Origin of the sequence: Glaciihabitans sp. INWT7, assembly GCF_014217685.1 — a bacterium.
In the GTDB taxonomy this organism is placed as follows: Bacteria; Actinomycetota; Actinomycetes; order Actinomycetales; family Microbacteriaceae; genus Lacisediminihabitans.
In genome coordinates, this window is record NZ_CP043653.1 from 917706 (window position 1) to 935851 (window position 18146).

The window sequence follows — 18146 nt, forward strand, 5'->3', positions numbered from 1 at the left end:
CCATGACGAGTCTCTACGGCCTCATCAAGGCACGCATCGCGGTGGATACCCCGTCGCCAGCGCTCAAGCAGATGCCGACGACTGTCGCATTCCTCGTCGCCGTGCTGTTCTGCCTTCTCCTCCCGCAGGAACTGGTCAGCAAGCCACTCGCCATTCTGGGCAGCGTGTTGCTGATCGCGTTCGCCACCGGGCTCTCGTTGTACTTCGGATCTGTGAGGCGCGTCACTCGCTGGACGCTCGTCGTGCCGGGCATCTCCCTCATCGCCATCGGCGTGCTGCGGGAAGGCTCCAACGGCATCGGGTCGATCTTCTCGGCGCTCATCGTGCTGCCGGTGGTCTGGATCGCTGCCGAGGAGGGCCGTCGCTGGGTGGTCGTCGCGACCGCGGGCACCTTCTTCGCGCTGATGCTGCCGTATCTGATCGAGTGGAAACTGCCGCTCGACGCCAGCGAATCTATCCGGGGCATCTTCTCTCCCGCGGTCTTCGGTATCGCCGCGGCCATCATCAACGAGCTCTCCCGCCAGGGCCGCCAGCAGTTGGCCTCGATCAAGCGCCTCGCGCAGGAGGGAGAGGACATGCTGGTGCAGTCTCTCGCCGTGGCGACCCGGCTCAAAGAGAACGAGCTCCAGTTGCACGCTGCCGACCGGCTCACCCGCAGCGTTCTCGACTCGGTGACGGAGCAGTCCGTGATCGGCACGGATCTCACCGGCTTGATCGATGTCTGGAATCCGGGCGCTGCGGCGATGCTCGGTCTCTCGTCGGCCGACACTCAGGGCAAGCGGTTCGTGTTCGATTTCCATGTGGAATCGGAGCTGGAGGACCGCGCCCGCACTCTCAACTACCCGGCCGGGGCCACGGTGCTCAACCCCGGATTCTCGGCCCTCGTCGAATCTGCACGGCTCGGCCGCGCCGAGGTGCGGGAGTGGACGTATCTGCGGCAAGACGGGTCGACGGTATCCGTGTCCGTGGCGGTCACACCCCGGATCGATGACCACGGTGAGACCGTCGGCTACATCTTCGTGGCCACCGACGTGACCCAGGCCCTCGAGGTCGCCCGCCTGAAGGACGAATTCGTTGGGCTCATTTCGCACGAACTCCGCACCCCGCTCTCCTCGATCCTCGGATACCTCGAACTCATGCGGGACGACGACGAGTCGCCTTTGTCTGGCGAGCAGCTGCAATACCTCGGTGTCGCCGAACGAAATGCTCACCGCCTGCTGCGCCTGGTCGGGGACCTGCTCTTCACCGCGCAAGTCAGTTCGGGCAAGTTCCCGCTCGACATCAGCCAGGTTTCGCTCAACGAGGTCGTCACCGCCGCGGTGCTCTCGGCGCGACCCGTCGCGAATGCCGCGGGAGTCACGCTCGTGCTGGAGTGCCCGGACGATCCGATCACCGTTCGCGGCGACACCGTGCGGCTCGGCCAGGGCTGCGACAATCTCATCTCCAACGCCCTCAAGTTCACTCTGCAGGGCGGAGTAGTGACGGTGAGCCTGTCGTCCAGCTCCGACAACGCGATCATCACCGTGCGGGACACCGGCATCGGCATCCCGGCCGCCGAACTCGACCAGCTCTACGCGCGCTTCTTCCGCGCATCGACGGCGACCCGCAATGCCGTGCCGGGAGTCGGCCTCGGCCTCACGATCACCAAGGCGATCGTGACCGCTCACCTCGGGGAGCTCGACGTGCAGAGCGAAGAGGGTGTCGGCACCGCGTTCATCATGTCCCTGCCGCTCGCGAAGGTGCCCGTGGGGGCTCAGCGCGAGAGTTGAGCCAGCTGGGCGGATGCGCGCTCGAGCACTTCCACCTTCTTGCAGAACGCGAAGCGCACGAGCGACGCGTACTCGCTCTTGTGCTCCTCCGTCACGAAGGCGCTGATCGGCACCGCGACGACCCCGGCGAGCGCGGGCAGGCTGCGGCAGAGGTCTGCCGCATCCGTGAAACCGAGCGGCGCGGCATCCGCGACGACGAAGTACGAGCCCTGGGATTCGCTCACACTGAACCCCGCGCGGGTGAGGCCGGCAGAGAGCAGGTCGCGTTTGCTCTGGAGAACGCTCGCCGCCCCGCGGAAGAAGTCGTCGGGGAGGCCGAGTCCGACCGCGATCGCCGGTTGGAAGGGAGCCGCGTTCACATAGGTGAGGAACTGCTTGACCGCGAGCACGGCCTGCAGCAGCTCGTGCGGTCCGGTCATCCAGCCCACCTTCCACCCCGTGGTGCTGAAGGTCTTGCCGGCGCTCGAGATGGTAACCGTGCGATCCGCGGCCCCGGGGAGGGTGGCTATCGGGATGTGCGAGAGCCCGAAGGTGAGGTGTTCGTACACCTCGTCGGTCACGATGAGAGCATCGTGTCGATGGGCCAGTTCGACGATCAGTTCGAGGGTCGGGCGGTCCATCATCGCGCCGGTGGGGTTGTGCGGATTGTTGATGAGGATGATGCGGGTGCGATCCGTTATTGCTCGCCGCAGGTCGTCGGGGTCGGGTTGGAAATAGGGGGCTCGGAGGGCCACCGTGCGGTGCACGGCCCCGCTGAGCGCGATCATGGCGGCGTAGGAGTCGTAGAACGGCTCGAAGGTGACCACCTCGTCCCCGGGCTCGAGGAGGGCGAGGATGGAGGCCGCAAGCGCCTCGGTTGCGCCGGCCGTCACGATCACTTCGCGATCGGGGTCGACGGCGAGGCCATAAAACCGATGCTGATGGGCGGAGATCGCTTGCCGCAGCACCGGGAAACCGAGGCCGGGCGGATACTGGTTCCACCCGTCGCTGATGGCCTGGCGTGCCGCCTCCAGCACCTCTGCGGGGCCATCCTCGTCGGGGAACCCCTGGCCGAGGTTGATCGCGCCGGTGCTCGTGGCCAGGGCGGACATCTCGGCGAAGATCGTGGGCTTGAGTGCGCCGTCGGCACCGAGCAGCATGGCTCCTCGCGCCGCGCTCTGCCATGCTCCGCTGAGTTCCAAGAGTCGCTTTCGTGGTTGGGGGTGGGCTTCGATTCCACCGTAGCTCCTCCCCAGTGCGAGCTCAGCACGGGGTGTGCACCGCTTGTGGAAACTTCTGGCGGCGTACGGGCCCGGTGCCCTACCGTCAGTAGCTATGCGGATCATCCCTCGGATCTTCGTCGCGACTGTTGCCGTGACCCTGATGCTGAGCGGCTGCGTGCCGGCTACACCCTCCGCGTCGACGCCCCCGAAGCCGACCGCTACGCCGGTCTTCGCAAGCGAAGCGGAGGCGCTCGCGGCGGCGACGAAGGCGTATGCGGCGTATTCGGCGGCGTCGGACATGGTGACGTCTCAGGGCGGTGCCAATCCTGAACGAATTTCCCCATTTGTTTCGGTCAACCAGTTAAGTCGCGAACTCAAAGGATTTAAGTATTACGAGGAGAATGCGGTTTCGAGTGTCGGCAATACAAAATTTGACTCTGTTCGAATCGAGACCTATTCCGGGGCGGCACAGAAGGATTTTGAGCTGAGTGTTTTGCTTTGCTCAGACATCTCAGCGATCCGACTCGTAGATTCTTCCGGCACCAACATCACTCCAGCGAACGTTCCAAATCGGTCGCCCCTCGAAGTCGGATTCGAACTTGGAGCGCCGCCAAAGGCCAAATTAATCGTGAGTAGGAGTGATTCGTGGACAGGCACCGACTTCTGTTCTTAGCCATTGCAATCTCGATAGGTTTCGTCTTCGTTGGTCTGCCTACAAGTGCAGCCGCTAGCGGATGCACTCTCGCCGAAAAATTGAGCGGTCAGTGTCCAGATGTAAGCGGCACCGTCAACGGCGACGGCGTAGACATCCGCGGCACGATCGACCTACCCGGGTCCGCCGGCACGAAGGGCGCCGGCGGTCGGGGCGGAAGCACCGCGACGCCGCCGCCGCCCCCGCCGCCGTTGCGCGACGGCTACGGGGTCACCGTTCCTGTCACGCTGGCCGATCTCATCAACTTCAAGCCGGTCGCGGGAATCGACCACATGGAGCCGAACGGGTGGATGGTAGTCGGGCTCGACACCAATTTCTATGCGACTGTCGACTCCGCTGTGCAGACTGGCCTGCTGCTGAACCTGCCGGCGTCGGTCAGATTCACGGCCGAGCGGTACCGATGGTCCTACGGTGACGGCTCGGGCGCCACACGATCCACGAGAGGGTCCAGTTGGGCGGCATCCGGAGCAGGGGAGTTCGACCGCACTCCCACCAGTCACGTCTACCGCAACGCGGGCACGTACACTATCGACCTCGCCATCGAATTCAGCGCCGAATACCAGTACGTCGGAGGTCCGTGGATCCCCGTCACCGGAACGATTCCTGTCGGGGCGAACCGCCTGGTGGCCACGGCGGGTGATGCGGCCACAGTTCTGGTGGGCCACGATTGCGCCCAGCGACCGTCCGGACCTGGATGCTGAGGGCACCGATCCGGATGCGGTGAAGCTTCGGCCCGCTCCCAGCGCGTCCATATAGAGTGCTCAGGTTGGCGGTGGAGGCTTGCACCGCTTGGAAGGAGCAGCCCCCATGACCGACGCACCGCAGGATCCCCACTCCGGCACAGAAAACGGCACCCCAGATGCCACTTCGAATGCCGCCCAGAATTCCGAAACCCTCGATCAGACCGAGGCTCGACTGAATTCCGCCAGTGCTGCGCCCCAGGACGCTCCTCCGACGGCTCCCTATGCACCTCCGGCGTCCCCCACCCAGCCTCTCGATCGTGACTACGCCTGGACGCCCGCGGCTCCCGTCGACATCAAGCGCTCCAACAAAGTGGGCATTATCGCGGCCCTGGCTGTCGGGGCGCTCGTCGGAGGAGTCTCCGGCGCCGGCGTCGCAGCCTGGGCCGTCTCGGCGAACCAGGGCAACAACTCCTCGACCGCTGTGTCGAACAGCGCTCCCCAGAACATCACGGTCAACGACACCTCGAGCGTCAACAACATCACGGCCGTCGCCGCGAAGGCCGCCCCGAGCGTCGTGACCATCTCGGTGACGAGCAAGACCGCCTCCGGCACCGGATCGGGAGTCGTCCTCAGTAAGGACGGCTACGTGCTCACCAATACCCACGTCGTCACGCTCGACGGTGAGATCGCGAACCCGGCCGTGCAGGTCACCACCTCGGACGGTCACCTCTTCTCGGCCACGGTGGTCGGCACAGACCCGATCGCCGACCTCGCGGTCATCAAACTGAAGGATCCGACCGGACTCACGCCCGCCGAATTCGGCGACTCGAGCAAACTCAACGTCGGAGAGACCGCGATCGCCATCGGCGCTCCGCTCGGGCTCAACAACACCGTCACCGACGGTATCGTGAGTGCCCTCAACCGCAGCATCTCGATCGCCTCGTCGGCTGCCCCGAGCACGGGCGGCGATAGCAGCACCCCCAACTCGGGCAGCCCCTTCGACTTCTGGCAGTTCGACAACGGACAGGGCCAGGGTGGCTCGCAGAGCCAGTCCACGACGGCAGCGGCGACGATCTCCCTTCCGGTGATCCAGACGGATGCTGCGATCAACCCCGGCAACTCCGGTGGTGCGCTCCTCGACTCGAATGCCAAGGTCATCGGCATCAACGTCGCCATCGCCAGCGCCGGGCAGACCAGCGCGTCTTCGCAGTCTGGAAGCATCGGTGTCGGCTTCGCCATTCCCGCGAACCTCGCTCAGCGGGTCGCCAACGAGATCATCAAGGACGGAAAGGCCACCCACGGACTCCTCGGTGCCAGCGTCCAGGACGTCTCGGCCACGAGTACGAGCACCGTTGTCGGCGCGAACATCAAGGAGATCACGAGCGGCGGAGCGGCTGACAAGGCCGGACTCAAGTCGGGTGACATCGTCACGAGCTTCAACGGTGTGCCGATCACCAGCAGCACCGACCTCACCGCCCAGGTGCGATTCCTCGCGGCCGGCTCATCGACCTCGCTCAGCTACGTTCGCGGTGGCAACGCGAGCACCGTCGATGTCACTCTGGGAGCGCTCAAGCAGTAATGCCCTTCTGAGTCATCCGAGACGGATGTCCGCGGCCTGAACGCAGGCTGCGGGCATCCGTTTGGCGTCTGTGGGGTGGGAAGTGGTCGACTGATAGGCTCGATCGACTTGGCCGACCTGACATTGGAACCCATGCCCCACGAGGTACCCTCCCCGCTCGGAGTGTCCTACGTCATCCCGGTTCTCAATGAGGTCGCCTACATCGAGACCGCGATCCGCACTGTTCTCGAGCAGGACTATTCGGGCCCGACCGAGCTCATTCTGGCGCTCGGACCTTCTTCTGACGGCACCACAGAGCTCATCCAGCGGCTGGCGCGGGAGGATGACCGCATCCGCGTCGTCTTCAACCCTGCGACCGACATCCCGGTGGGGCTCAACCTCGCCATCCGCGCGAGCACCCACCCGGTGATCGTGCGAGTGGACGCCCACTCGGAGCTGGATCCCAGCTACACGCGCCGCGCCGTCGAGACGCTCGTCCGCACCGGCGCAGCGAACGTCGGCGGGGTGATGAAGGCTCGTGGCAAGACCCCATTCCAATCCGCAGTGGCGCGCGCATACAACAGTCGCTTCGGGCTCGGCGGCGGCAGCTATCACGGCGGGGCCGAGGAGGGGCCGGCCGAGTCGGCCTATCTCGGAGTGCTGCGCCGCGAGGTGCTCGACGAGGTGAAGCTGTTCGACGAGTCCGTTCGCCGCGGCGAGGACTGGGAACTCAACCTGCGCATCCGCAACGCCGGCCATTCGGTCTGGTTCGATCCCTCGCTCGAGGTCACCTACTGGCCGCGGGAGAATTGGCCGAAGCTCGTGCGCCAGTTTGCGGCGACCGGGATCTGGCGTGGGGAGCTGGTGCGCCGCTATCCGGCCCGCAATCCGTGGCGGTTCTTCGCGCCTCCCGCGTTGGTCGCGACCATCGCCCTGAGCATCGTCGTCCTCGCCCTTCAGCTGACCGGCGTGCTCCGCGGTTGGCCGAGCGCGGTGCTGTCCCTGATCTATCTCGGCCCGGCGGCCTATCTCGTGCTGCTCCTGCTGATCTGCTTCTCGCGTGCCGGGGGACCGGGATGGTCGGACCGCTGGAGGTTCTTCCTCGTGCTGCCCACGATGCACGTGAGCTGGGGCGTGGGATTCGTCGTCGGGCTCGTTCGCGGAGCGCGCGACACCGTCGACACCTCTCGCACGGGGATCTGACCGACCACCGACCGCGCCCAGGGCAGGCTAGCCGATGATCCCTTCGTCGAGTAGTCGGCGCACCACCCGGTCGGCCGCGTGTCCGTCGTCGCGCGGGTTGAACCGTTCGCGCCAGGCACTGTACTTCTCGGCGTATCGGCGCAGAACGGCGTCGCGGTCGCGCACCAGCGTCACCAACTCCTCGGCCGTGGAGACGACAGGCCCCGGCGCAACCGGGATCAGGTCGAAGTAGAACCCGCGGAGCTTTCGGGCGTAGTGCGCCAGATCCGGGGTGAAGAAGAAAACCGGTTTGCCGGTGACGGTGAAATCGAACATCACCGAGGAGTAGTCCGTGACCAGCGCGTCGGCCACGAGGAAGAGCTCTGAGACATCCGGGTAACCGGTCACATCGAGCACATTCGGCGCGTGAACGTCCTCGCCGGGCAACAGGGTGCGGGAGTGTCCGCGGATGAGCGTCACGTAGTCATCGCCGAGCATGTCGGCGAAATGGGCCACATCGAGATGATCGACGTGATCCGGCCGATCGTCACGCCAGGTCGGGGCATAGAGGATTACGGTGATGCCTGGGCGGATACCCAGGCGGGCCCGGATCCGGTCGGGATCTCCGGTGAGGAGCACGTCGTCGCGCGGGTAGCCCTCCTCCCACACTCGCCCGGTGAACGCATACGCGCGGCGGAATACACCGCGGCCGTAGGGGTTCTGAGCCAGCAGGATGTCCCAGCGGGCGCGTTCCCGCAGGGTCGCGATCGTCGGCCGCAGCCCGAGTCGCACGCGGCTGAGAGCGAGCTTCTTGAGCATGGTTCCGTGCCAGGTCTGCAGCACGGTCTGGTGCCGCCGGGAGCGATAGCGTTTGCGCAGCCAGTCGTTGACGACGAGCAGCCGGGCCGATCCGCGGATGCGCCACCACTCGGCACTTCCTTCGAGCAGCGCGACCGCGCCGTCCGGCACCGACACCGAGGCATCCGAGACGCTCCAGTAGCGCTCGACGTCCGGGCGGAGCTGCGCGAGTGCGCGGTCGATGGCGAGCGGGTTGCACGAGGCGTTCTGTCCGTAGAAGCTCTCGAAGAAGACCGCGTTCAACGGCTCGTATTCGGTGGCCCGGTAGTCCGACTCGAGCGACGCCTGTTGAAGCCGACCGCGTTCCCGGTCGGACAGCGGAGACGACAGGGTGATCGCCAGCGACTCGTCGGGCGCGGCGAACGATATCCGGGTGATGGCCGGCAGCAGCTGGGATGCGGGCAGTTCCGCGGGCAGGACCACGGGCATCCGCGTTCCGTCTTCGGCCGAGGCGATCACCGCGTAGCGACCGGAGCGGGCCGGCAGAAGCGGGCCGTTCCAGCTGGAGACGAGCAGCGGCACGCGCGCGGACCAGCGCGAGCCGAGGGAGATGAGTTGTGCCGGAAGCACCTGGCGGGAGGCCCGGAGCTGGAATCCGGACGGTGCGACTCCCGGCCCCTCGAACACGATCGCGGGAAGCTGCCCGGTGGTCACGACGACGGTGTCGATGACGAGCGCAGGCGCCAGGGAGGGCAGGGTCATGGGCGCGCCTTCAGGCGACGCACGAGCTCGGAGTACACCCTCTCAGTATTGCGCCCGTCGCGGAAGGCGAAGTGCCGTGACGCCAGCGCGGCCGAATGTGCTCGCACGATCTCCGCCCATTCCGGGTCGGAATCGAAGCGGGACAGCTGGTCGAGGATGCCGCTCCAGCTGCGCACCTCGCGCCCGCCACTGAACTCACGGTAGGGCTCGTAGAGGCCGCGCGACCCGGTATAGGCATCCTGATCCGGGGCGATGAAGAGGATCGGGCCGCCGGTGAGGGAATAGTCGAAGGCCACCGAGGAGTAATCCGTGATGAGGAGGTCGACCGCGTCGAGCACGGGGGTGAGATCGGGCTGCCGGGCGGACGCCAGCAGCTGGATGTTCGGCGAACCGGCGATCCCCGCCGCGTAGTCCCCGACACCGTTCGGATGGGGACGCACGAGCAGCGTCGCCCCGGCCGCGCGAAGCCAGGCATCGATCCGCGCCCACTCCTCCTCGGTCGGCACCGCCGGATCCGCCTCACCGTCGCGCCAGGTCGGCGCATAGAGCACCAGGCGGGATTGCCCCGGATCGGTGTCGAGGGCGGCGCTGAGGGCCTTCCGCGCGCGGCTCGATCGCTCGAGCGTCTCACCGCGGGAGAGCACGTCGTCCCGGGGATCGCCGGTGACGACGACCCGGTCTGCCGGCAGCGCGAACGCCGTGCGCAGGCGTTGGGCGGCAAGCTCCGACGCGGCGGGCATCAGGGCGATGCTGCGGTAGCCGCGGCGATAGAAACGACGCAGCAGCCCGCGCAGCTGGGTGGAGACCACCGGCACCGAGATGCGGGTGGTGGTGGCAGAGTCCAGCTGGATCAGCTTCAGCGGGATACCGTGCCAGAGCTGCACGACGACGGCACCGCTCTGCCCGAATCGATTCACGTCGCCGAATCCGTGGGTCACCACGACGACCCGCGCTCGCAGGGTGAGCAAGAACCCGCGCCGCGATCGCTTCAGCACCGCCGGGATGCCGAGTGAGCGCGCCGCGGCCAGCTCCCGTTCGTCGCGGGCGAGCCAGGTGAGCCGGAGCGCGTCATCGGCCTGCCGCGCATAGCGGAAGAGGGCGAGCGATCCCTCCCCGACTCCCGATCCACACCCGAACACCCAGAGGCCGTCGACCCGGGGCACGAACACGCTCGCGAGGGCACCGAGGGCGTAGAGCGGGAGGGCGGCGAGCTTCTTCGCATTCCCCGACGCAAAGCTGAACCCCGGCACGGGGGGAGCCTAGCAGCCGGTCCATTCTCGTGCCTGCGCCAGGTCACGCATCCCGCAATGGGAGCAACCTCCCACCGGGGGCTGGTTTAATCGAGTGGTGCCCCTCCTCAAGGACGTCAAGACGGCCGCGCGGATAGTGCGGAACCTCGTCAGCTCACGGCGCAGCCGAATCGAGCTGGCGCGACGGCAACCGAGCCTCCCGAAGCCGAAGCCTCACAGCATCCAGATCGCGGTGTATTTCGGGGACAGCGCTGTGAACCTCTATCAGATCCGACAGTGGTACGCCCCGTTGGCGGAGTTGGCGAAGACCATTCCGGTGGCGATCATCTCCCGGTCACCGGGTGCGGCGCTCACCATGTTCGATGAATCCCCGGTGCCGGTCGTCTGCCTGCGGTCGGTGGCCGAACTCGAGGCCTTCGTCGCCGAGCAGGACCTACGCCTCGTCTTCTATGTGAACCAGAACTCGAGGAACTTCCAGATGTTCCGCTATGGCCGCATGTTGCACGTCTTCATCAATCACGGTGAGAGCGACAAGATGTACATGACGACCAACCAGTTCAAGGCCTACGACTACAGTTTCGTTGCGGGCGAGGCGGCACGGGATCGGCTCCGGCACCGGCTCTGGGACTTCGATCTCGACCACCGCACCCTCATGATCGGGCGCCCCCAGGCCGATCACTTCGCCGGCTCCCTTCCCTACACGCCGGATGACCGCACCGTCGTGTTGTACGCCCCGACCTGGGAGGGCGATCGCGATTCGGCCGCCTACGGCTCGGTCGCCTCCCATGGCGAAGCCCTGGTCGGTGCCCTCCTCGCGACCGGAACCCATCGCGTGCTCTACCGCGCGCATCCTCGCAGCGGGGTGATCGATCCCGAGTTCAAGAGGGCGAATGAGGCGATCATCGCCTCGATCGCGGCGGCGAACGGCAGGGATTCCTCGGCGCAGCACGTCTTCGACGACGGGCCGGATCTCGGCTGGCAGCTCGCCGCGGCGGACGTCGCGATCACCGACATCTCCGCGATGGTCTACGATCGCCTCGCCACCGGCAAGCCGCTCATCGTCACCCGACCGGTATCGGCGCACGCCGAGATCGACGAATCGGGATATCTCGGAGCTGCCGAATGGCTGTCATCGTCTGAATCCAGCGACATCGTCTCCATCGTCGATCGCGTACAGCACGACGTCGAGGCGCGACACCGCCTCGAATTCTGGGTGGAGCGCCACTTCGGTGACACCACACCGGGGGAGGCGACGCGTCGCTTCCACGCCGCCATCGACCGGATGTTCGCGATCTGGGAGCGCGAAGCGTCCGTTCATGCCGACGACCTTCGCCCGCGCGAGTCCGATCCCTTCGCGAACGACTCCGACGACGCTGACTGATCACCCGAGGGCCCTTCCGGCCGTCACCAACTGCTCTCCGGGGCCTCCGGGAGGGCATCCTGCGACGGTGGAACGACCCTTCGGGCCGCACCGTTACGGCTTCGGCGGTCGCAGGGCTTTCGGCGGGCGCGGCGTCTTCGGCGTCTTGGAGTCCGCCGTGCCGCTTCCGAACCGTGGCAGGTTGATCCTGGCTCGTCGGGTGAGCACGACGGGACTGCGCACGATCGGCTCCAGCACCACGGGGAACTGCATCGGCGCCGGGCCGAAGGCATCGCGTGAGCTTGACACCACCTTGCGCCCCAGCATGTGGTTGCCTGTGCCTCCGATGACCGCACCGATGCCGAAGGGGATGGCGCGACCGACCACGCTCGCGCTCTGGGTGGCGACGAAGCGTTTGATGAAGGATTTCTTGATGCGATCGCCGATCTGCCCCATCGCCGCCTGCGGCACGCTCTTGGTGACGAGTTCGCCCCAGAAGCGTCCGCGTGTCGGGCCGACACCGGCGGCCTGCCCGGCGAGTTGCTTCACGAGATCGGAACCGGCAGTGCCGAGCATCATCGCCATGACGAGGGTGCGGGCGCGCTCGGGATCCTCCACCGCTATGCCGTGCACCTCGGTCACCGACTGGGCGAAGAGGGCGCTGGATTCGAGGAATCCGGCGGTCTCGACGCCGGAGAGTGCGAGTGAGATGCCGACGCCGACTCCGGGGATCACCGAACTCGCGCCGACGGCGGCTCCTCCGGCGGTGACCGCCGCGAGATAGCGGGACTCGAGGATCTTGATGACCTGGGCCGGCGAGGCATCCGGATTCCGACGACGGATGCTGCGGATGTGCAGCAACACCACGGGTCGTTGCACCGACAGCAGCCGCTCGACGCCCTTCTCCACCTGCGCGGAGTTCTTACGGGGTGGCTTGCCGGGCACGACACTCACGGCTTCACGCCGTACTCGGCGTTGTACCGGTCGAGCACCTCCGCGATGGGGGCGTCGAGAACGAGCGCCCCCTTGTCGAGGTAGAGGCCGCGGGTGCAGAAACGTCGAAGATCTTTTTCACTGTGGGACACGAAAAACAATGTACGCCCACCCGCCAAAAGCTCTTCGATTCGGCGATAGCACTTCTCGCGGAAGGCTTTGTCGCCCACTGCGAGCACCTCGTCGACGAGGATGATCGGCTCCTCGAGGCGAGAGATCACGGCGAACGCGATGCGCACCTTCATGCCGCTGGACAGGTGTTTGTAGGGGGTTTCGAGAAAGTCGCCGATCTCGGAGAAGGCGATGATCTCGTCGAACCGCTCGTCGATCTCCGACTTCTTCATGCCGTGCAGCCCCGCGGTGAGGTAGACGTTGTCGCGCACGGTGAGGTCGTCGACGAAGCCGCCGGTGATCTCGATCAGCGGAGCCACTCCGGCGCCGACCCGAACACTGCCCTCGTCGGCGAAGACCACCTCCGCGACCAGTTTGAGCAGCGTCGACTTGCCTTGGCCGTTGCGGCCAACGACCCCGATGGCTTCGCCCGGTGAGACGGTGAACGACACGTTGCGCAGCGGCCAGAACTCGTCGGGGCGGCTGCGACGTTTCGACCCGGCGAACAGGTCCTTGAAGCTGCGGCGAGAGCGGCGGTTGCGCTTGAAGCGGATGCCGGCATCCGTCACCTCGATGACCGGCGCGATTGTTGTCGGCACAGTCGTCATCAGATCTCCTTCAGCACGGTCTTGATGGTGCGCCGGAAGACGAGGAGGCCGATGGCGAGGATGACGAGAGTGATCGCGGCGCTCGTCGCCACATCGAGCCAGTTCAACTCCTGAGGAAAGAATGCCGATCGGTAGATCGAGAAGATTCCGGAGAGCGGGTTCAGCGCCATGTAGGGCTGAAGCCAGTGCGGCACGAGTTCGAGGCCGTAGACGATGGGGGAGGCGTAGAACAGGAATCGTAAGCCCAGCTTGACCGCACGCTCGAAATCACGGAAGAAGACGACGAGGGGCGCGACGATCAGCCCGACACCGAGGGCGAGCGCCGCTTCGAGGATCACCGCGATCGGTACGAGGAACACCTCCCAGTGCAACTTCGCCGGGTCGGGGGTGGCGAACGTGATGAAAGCGAAGATGGCGATGACAGGGATACTCACGAGAAACTCGATGCCCTTGGACAGCACGATCCTCGACACCCAGATGGTGCGCGGGATCTTGGTCGATCGAATCAACTTCGCCTCCTTCGTGAAGGCGCGCGTGGCATCCGAGATCACCCCGTTGAACCAGGTCCAGGGCAGAAGTGCGGTGAGAAGGAAGATGATGTAGGGCTCTTCGCCGACCTTGCCGCGGTGGAAGATCTGCGTGAAGACCACCCAGTAGATCGCGGCCATGACCAGCGGATCGAGGATCGACCAGAAGTAGCCGAGGAACGACGTGGAGTAGCGCACCTTGAGGTCACGCGTGGTCAGCAGCCACAGGGAGTGCCTGTAGCGCCCGAACTCCGAGCGCTCGGGGCGTGCTTCGAGAACTGCACTCACGCGTTACGGGTCCTTAGCGTCACGCACTCCGCTTGACGTGCGCGGAGGCGTGAACTCAGACGAAGAGGTTCGCCCGCTCGAGGTCTTCCGCGAAGTCAACCTCCACGGCGTAGAGGTCGGAGATGTCTACCGGCTCAAATCGTAGCTTGTCCTGCTCGATTGCCAGCTCAATACCGCGCTCGAAGTAGTCCTGGTCGTCGACGCGACCGAGCTGACGGATGAGTGCGGCCTTGTCGCCGCGAGCGACGTAGTTGATTCCCACGGCCTCGCCGAGTCCACCCTTGACCGTCTTCGACAGCTGGTTGATGTATCCCTCGGCGTCCACCGTGTACTTGACCTCTTCGTCGGAGACCTTCTCGGTGTTCACGGAGACGAAGGACTGGTCGGCGTCGACCATCTTCTTGGCGCGCACGAGGGCCTCGGGGTCGAAGACCACGTCGCCGTTCATCCAGAGCACGCCACCCTGGCCCGAGGCACGCAGTGCGCGCATCAGGCTCTTGGAGGTGTTGGTCTGGTCGTACTGCTCGTTGTAGACGAAGGATGCGGCGGGGAAGGCCTCGATGATGTGCTCGAGCTTGTAGCCGACGACGATGGTCACCTTGGCGCTGGTGCCGAAGGCCTGCTTGATGTTGTCGAACTGCTGCTGCATGATGGTGCGGCCGTCACTGAGTTCGGTGAGGGGCTTCGGCAGGGAGCGTCCAAGACGGCTGCCCATGCCGGCGGCCAGAATTACGATCTGCGTGCTCACGATTTGTCTCCTCAGTTGACTGTGGTCTTGACCGGGGCAGGTATCTGAATCCGATCGATTTTCAATCGTCGTTAGGTTGCGATTGCGAAGAGATTCACCGTTTATTCATCCCCAGACTGTTGCCTGGACACGTCGTTGTGCTTCTCTACCCTACCTTTTCGAGTCAATTTGGCACAGAGGTGGGCGAATGGCGTTCTCAATTCGTGATGAGATGCCCAGTTCTCGCACAGGCATCCCAGTCAGCGTTGGTACGGTTGACGGGTGGATCTAGAACCTGAGGAGAAGCCAGCAGGGGAGCCGGCGGCTCCGAGTTCTGGCGACGATTCCCAGACCCCCGCGAAGCCTGCTTCGACCGCGCCGCGGGCGCGCCGTACGGCTGCCCCACGAGCGAATTCCGGCGCTTCCGCCTCGTCAGCGAAGGCGTCCCCTCGCACTCCCTCACCACGCACACCTCGGCCGCGCACCCCCACGACTCCGTCCAAGAAGCCCGCCGCCTCCAAGCCCGCTGCCACCGGGTCTGCCTCCACTAAGACGGGCGCGGCGCGAGCGACGACTGCGCGGACTGCACGCCCGAAATCGCCCGTCCAGCCGACAACCGAAACAGTGACGTCGACCACCGAAGACCCCACGACCCTTCCGTCGGCCAGTTCCCCGCCAGACGCGCCGAAAACAGACGCGCCGGAAACAGACGCGCCGAAAACAGACGCTCCGGAGACCGAGGTCGCGCAAACAGACGCACAGGAAAGCCGCGAGGCGGTTCCCACCGGAAGTGGAACGGAGGCAGCGGGAACAGAAGCGCCTGCCGAAGCCGACGCCGCGGGGCCGCAAAACGCCGAGACGAAAGTCACCCCGGCGCGGGCGACGACTCCGCGGGCGACGCGACCCCGCTCCTCCATTCCCCGCTCGACCTCGGTGCGCACTCCCGCCCCACCGACCGCCGTCGCCCCGGCGACCGCGCCGCCACAGCCCACGGCGCCGCAGCCCGTGTCGCCCGAGCCGGTGGCGCCCGAGCCGGTGGCGCCCGAGCCGGTGGCGCCGAAACCGGCCGCCGCTCCGGTGGAGCCCCGGCCGGCTGGCCGCACCAAGCGGCTCGATGACACTGAAGAACAGGCGCCGGCCGAGGTGGTGCCGGAAGACGTGCTCACCCCGTCCGCCCCCAGCGCGGGTGCGGCCGTTGCGGTCGGGCAACCTGTACTTGTGGTCTCGGACCTGGTGAAGCGCTTCGCCGACACCGTCGCGGTGGATCACGTGAGCCTCTCGGTGCCCGCCGGCACCATGTTCGGAATCGTCGGTCCGAATGGGGCGGGCAAGACCACGACACTGTCGATGGTGACCGGTCTTCTGCGACCCGATGACGGATCCATCCTCGTGAACGGTGCGGATGTCTGGACGGATCCGGCGGCCGCAAAGCGCGCGATGGGAGTGCTTCCCGACCGTCTGCGTCTCTTCGACCGCCTCTCCGGGAGCCAGCTCCTGTATTACGCGGGGACGCTCCGCGGGCTCGACGCACGAACCGTGAAGCAGCGCTCCACCGACCTGGCGGTCGCGTTCGGCCTCGAGGATGCGCTTGGACGCCTCGTCTCCGACTACTCGGCCGGCATGACCAAGAAGATCGCACTCGCCTGCGCGATGATCCATTCGCCGAGGTTGCTAGTGCTCGACGAGCCCTTCGAGTCTGTCGATCCGGTTTCCGCGGCGAACATCACGACGATTCTGCAGCGTTACGTCGCAGCCGGGGGCACAGTGGTGCTCTCGAGCCACAGCATGGACCTGATCCAGCGCGTCTGCGACCTCGTGGCGATCGTCGTGAGCGGCAAGGTGCTCACCTCCGGCACGATGGAGGATGTGCGTGGCGCTGGCTCGCTGGAGGAGAGATTCCTCGAACTCGCCGGCGGGCGCAAGACAGCGGAGGGCATGGAGTGGTTGCACAGTTTCTCGGACTGAAGCTGCGGCTGCTCGCGAATACTCTTCGCCGTAGTCCGCTGCAGGTGCTCGGAATCTTCGTCGGCCTGCTCTACGCGATCGGAGCGACCGGGATCACGGTGGCCGGCCTCGCGTCCCTCCGCCGCGTGGAACCCGTGCTCGCGGGCGACATCACCGTGGCCGTCGGATCGGCGATCGTGCTGGGATTCCTGCTCGTGCCGCTCGCCCTGGGGGCGGATAACAGCCTCGACCCGAGAGCGTTCTCGCTGTTCGGCATACCCGCCAATCGTCTCGCCGCAGTCATCGCTCTCACGGGGCTCGTCGGACTCCCGTCGGTCGCGATCGCGTCCGTCGCCATCGCGCAGGTCGTCACCTGGGCGCGGAATCCGCTCTCCGTGATCATCGCGCTCTTCTCGGCGCTGCTGATTCTCGCCACCTGCCTGCTCGGCGCGCGGGTCTCCAGCTCGGTCGCCTCGATCCTGTTGACCACCCGCCGCGCTCGAGAACTGACGACGCTCGTCATGCTCGTGGCTCTCGTGCTTCTCGCCCCGGCGATCGCGCTGCTCGCCTCCGTCGACTGGGATCGCGGCGGGCTCAGCGCCCTGGAATCGGTGGCGGATGTCGCGGGCTGGACGCCGATCGGAGCGGCCTGGTCTGCGCCGGCGGAGGCGGCATCCGGAAATGCCGGAGCCGCCGTCTTGAAGCTGCTCATCGCCGCGGCCACCGTCGGGCTGCTCTGGATGGCGTGGCGAGCTCTGGTGGGATGGCTGCTCGTGGCCCCGCAGCGACGCGAGCGGGCCTCGAACTACGTGGGTCTCGGCTGGTTCGGTCGTGTGCCCGACTCTCCGGTCGGCGCGATCGCTGCCCGCAGCATCACCTACTGGATCCGCGATGCCCGCTACCACACGACCCTTCTCGCCGTGCCGGTCGCGCCGCTGCTGTTCGTGGTCGTGCTCGCGGTCGCCGGTGTGCCCGGCAGCGTGCTTGCCCTCATCCCGGTGCCGGTGATGTGCCTTTTCCTGGCCTGGTCGATGCACAACGACGTCGCCAGCGACAGTTCAGCCGTGTGGCTGCACCTCGCCTCGAACACCTCGGGATGGGCGGACCGGCTCGGGCGCATGGTGCCCGCGCTGGTGATCGGCATCCTGCTGATTGCGATCGGGTCTCCGATCGCCGCCGCGATCTCCGGCGACGACGGGGTGCTCCCGTCGCTGATCGGGGTCAGCTCCAGTCTTCTGCTTGCCGGTCTCGGTCTGTCGAGCGTGGTCTCTGCACGCTTCCCCTATCCCTCGGTGCGCCCGGGAGACAGCCCCTACGCGCAGCCCCAGGCCAGCGGCACCGGCGCGGGTCTCATCCAGTCGCTCAGCTTCTTCGCGGCGATCGCCCTGTCGGCGCCCGCTCTCTGGTTCGCCCTGCAGGGCCTGTGGCATCCCGGCGCGACCAGCTGGCCGATGTTCTCGCTGCTGGTCGGGCTGGGAATGGGGCTGGTACTGCTCGCCCTCGGGGTGCTCTGGGGCGGAAAGATCTTCAGTCGTCGGTCGCCGGAGCTGCTCGCATTCAGCCTGCGGCACTGAGCGTGCGCCACTTAGCCTGCGCCACTGCGCGTGCGCCACTGAGCCTTGGTCACGGACTCTTCACCGATTGCGCGCTGGCGCACGCGTAAAATGGGACC

General features: G+C 66.3%; 15 protein-coding genes. 8 read left to right on the plus strand and 7 right to left on the minus strand.

The window, feature by feature from the left end:
- Positions 1-2 precede the first annotated feature (2 nt).
- Positions 3-1769, plus strand: coding sequence for a cell wall metabolism sensor histidine kinase WalK (locus F1C58_RS04555; RefSeq protein WP_185202964.1), 1767 nt, complete (start codon positions 3-5; stop codon positions 1767-1769).
- Here F1C58_RS04555 and F1C58_RS04560 read toward each other — a convergent pair.
- Positions 1754-2908, minus strand: coding sequence for an aminotransferase class I/II-fold pyridoxal phosphate-dependent enzyme (locus F1C58_RS04560; protein ID WP_370543701.1), 1155 nt, complete (start codon positions 2906-2908; stop codon positions 1754-1756). The genes F1C58_RS04555 and F1C58_RS04560 overlap by 16 nt on opposite strands.
- Positions 2909-3083: 175 nt before the next feature.
- Between F1C58_RS04560 and F1C58_RS04565 the strand changes: the two genes are divergently transcribed.
- The 4 genes from F1C58_RS04565 (at position 3084) to F1C58_RS04580 (ending at position 7127) form a co-directional block, all read left to right on the plus strand.
- Positions 3084-3644, plus strand: coding sequence for a hypothetical protein (locus tag F1C58_RS04565; RefSeq protein ID WP_185202968.1), 561 nt, complete (start codon positions 3084-3086; stop codon positions 3642-3644).
- Between the two features lie 80 nt (positions 3645-3724).
- On the plus strand, positions 3725-4384 hold the full coding sequence (locus tag F1C58_RS04570; RefSeq protein WP_185202970.1) for a hypothetical protein: 660 nt from the start codon (positions 3725-3727) through the stop codon (positions 4382-4384).
- A 106-nt stretch (positions 4385-4490) separates the two neighbouring features.
- On the plus strand, positions 4491-5945 hold the full coding sequence (locus F1C58_RS04575; RefSeq protein ID WP_185202972.1) for a S1C family serine protease: 1455 nt from the start codon (positions 4491-4493) through the stop codon (positions 5943-5945).
- A gap of 132 nt (positions 5946-6077) precedes the next feature.
- On the plus strand, positions 6078-7127 hold the full coding sequence (locus F1C58_RS04580; protein ID WP_185202974.1) for a glycosyltransferase family 2 protein: 1050 nt from the start codon (positions 6078-6080) through the stop codon (positions 7125-7127).
- Between the two features lie 27 nt (positions 7128-7154).
- Here the strand turns inward: F1C58_RS04580 and F1C58_RS04585 are convergent, their stop codons facing one another.
- Entirely contained in the window at positions 7155-8666 is a 1512-nt protein-coding gene (locus F1C58_RS04585) for a CDP-glycerol glycerophosphotransferase family protein (protein WP_185202976.1), read from the minus strand.
- Positions 8663-9916, minus strand: a complete 1254-nt coding sequence (locus F1C58_RS04590; protein ID WP_185202978.1) for a CDP-glycerol glycerophosphotransferase family protein — start codon at positions 9914-9916, stop codon at positions 8663-8665. Before F1C58_RS04590 ends, F1C58_RS04585 begins: the two co-directional genes overlap by 4 nt.
- A gap of 97 nt (positions 9917-10013) precedes the next feature.
- On the opposite strand from F1C58_RS04590, the gene F1C58_RS04595 reads away from it, so the two are divergent.
- Positions 10014-11297 (plus strand): CDP-glycerol glycerophosphotransferase family protein, encoded by a 1284-nt coding sequence (locus F1C58_RS04595; protein WP_185202980.1) that lies wholly within the window; start codon positions 10014-10016, stop codon positions 11295-11297.
- 93 nt (positions 11298-11390) lie between these two features.
- Here F1C58_RS04595 and F1C58_RS04600 read toward each other — a convergent pair whose 3' ends face one another.
- From F1C58_RS04600 to F1C58_RS04615, 4 genes are read right to left on the minus strand one after another with little or no spacing between them, the layout of a single operon-like run.
- The gene (locus tag F1C58_RS04600) at positions 11391-12230 is read right to left on the minus strand and encodes a hypothetical protein (protein ID WP_185202981.1); all 840 of its coding nucleotides are present in this window, start codon (positions 12228-12230) and stop codon (positions 11391-11393) included.
- Complete coding sequence (locus F1C58_RS04605) at positions 12227-12988, minus strand: ABC transporter ATP-binding protein (RefSeq protein ID WP_185202983.1); 762 nt, start codon at positions 12986-12988, stop codon at positions 12227-12229. Before F1C58_RS04605 ends, F1C58_RS04600 begins: the two co-directional genes overlap by 4 nt.
- A complete protein-coding gene (locus F1C58_RS04610; RefSeq protein ID WP_185202985.1) occupies positions 12988-13803 on the minus strand; it encodes an ABC transporter permease in 816 nt (271 codons plus the stop codon). Before F1C58_RS04610 ends, F1C58_RS04605 begins: the two co-directional genes overlap by 1 nt.
- Before the next feature lie 55 nt (positions 13804-13858).
- Positions 13859-14551: an NTP transferase domain-containing protein gene (locus tag F1C58_RS04615; RefSeq protein ID WP_185202987.1), complete on the minus strand. Its 693-nt coding sequence runs from the start codon at positions 14549-14551 to the stop codon at positions 13859-13861.
- A gap of 603 nt (positions 14552-15154) precedes the next feature.
- On the opposite strand from F1C58_RS04615, the gene F1C58_RS04620 reads away from it, so the two are divergent.
- Both F1C58_RS04620 and F1C58_RS04625 read left to right on the plus strand, forming a co-directional pair.
- The gene (locus F1C58_RS04620; RefSeq protein WP_255461265.1) at positions 15155-16495 is read left to right on the plus strand and encodes an ABC transporter ATP-binding protein; all 1341 of its coding nucleotides are present in this window, start codon (positions 15155-15157) and stop codon (positions 16493-16495) included.
- Positions 16471-18048 (plus strand): ABC transporter permease, encoded by a 1578-nt coding sequence (locus F1C58_RS04625; protein ID WP_185202989.1) that lies wholly within the window; start codon positions 16471-16473, stop codon positions 18046-18048. Before F1C58_RS04620 ends, F1C58_RS04625 begins: the two co-directional genes overlap by 25 nt.
- Positions 18049-18146 lie beyond the last annotated feature (98 nt).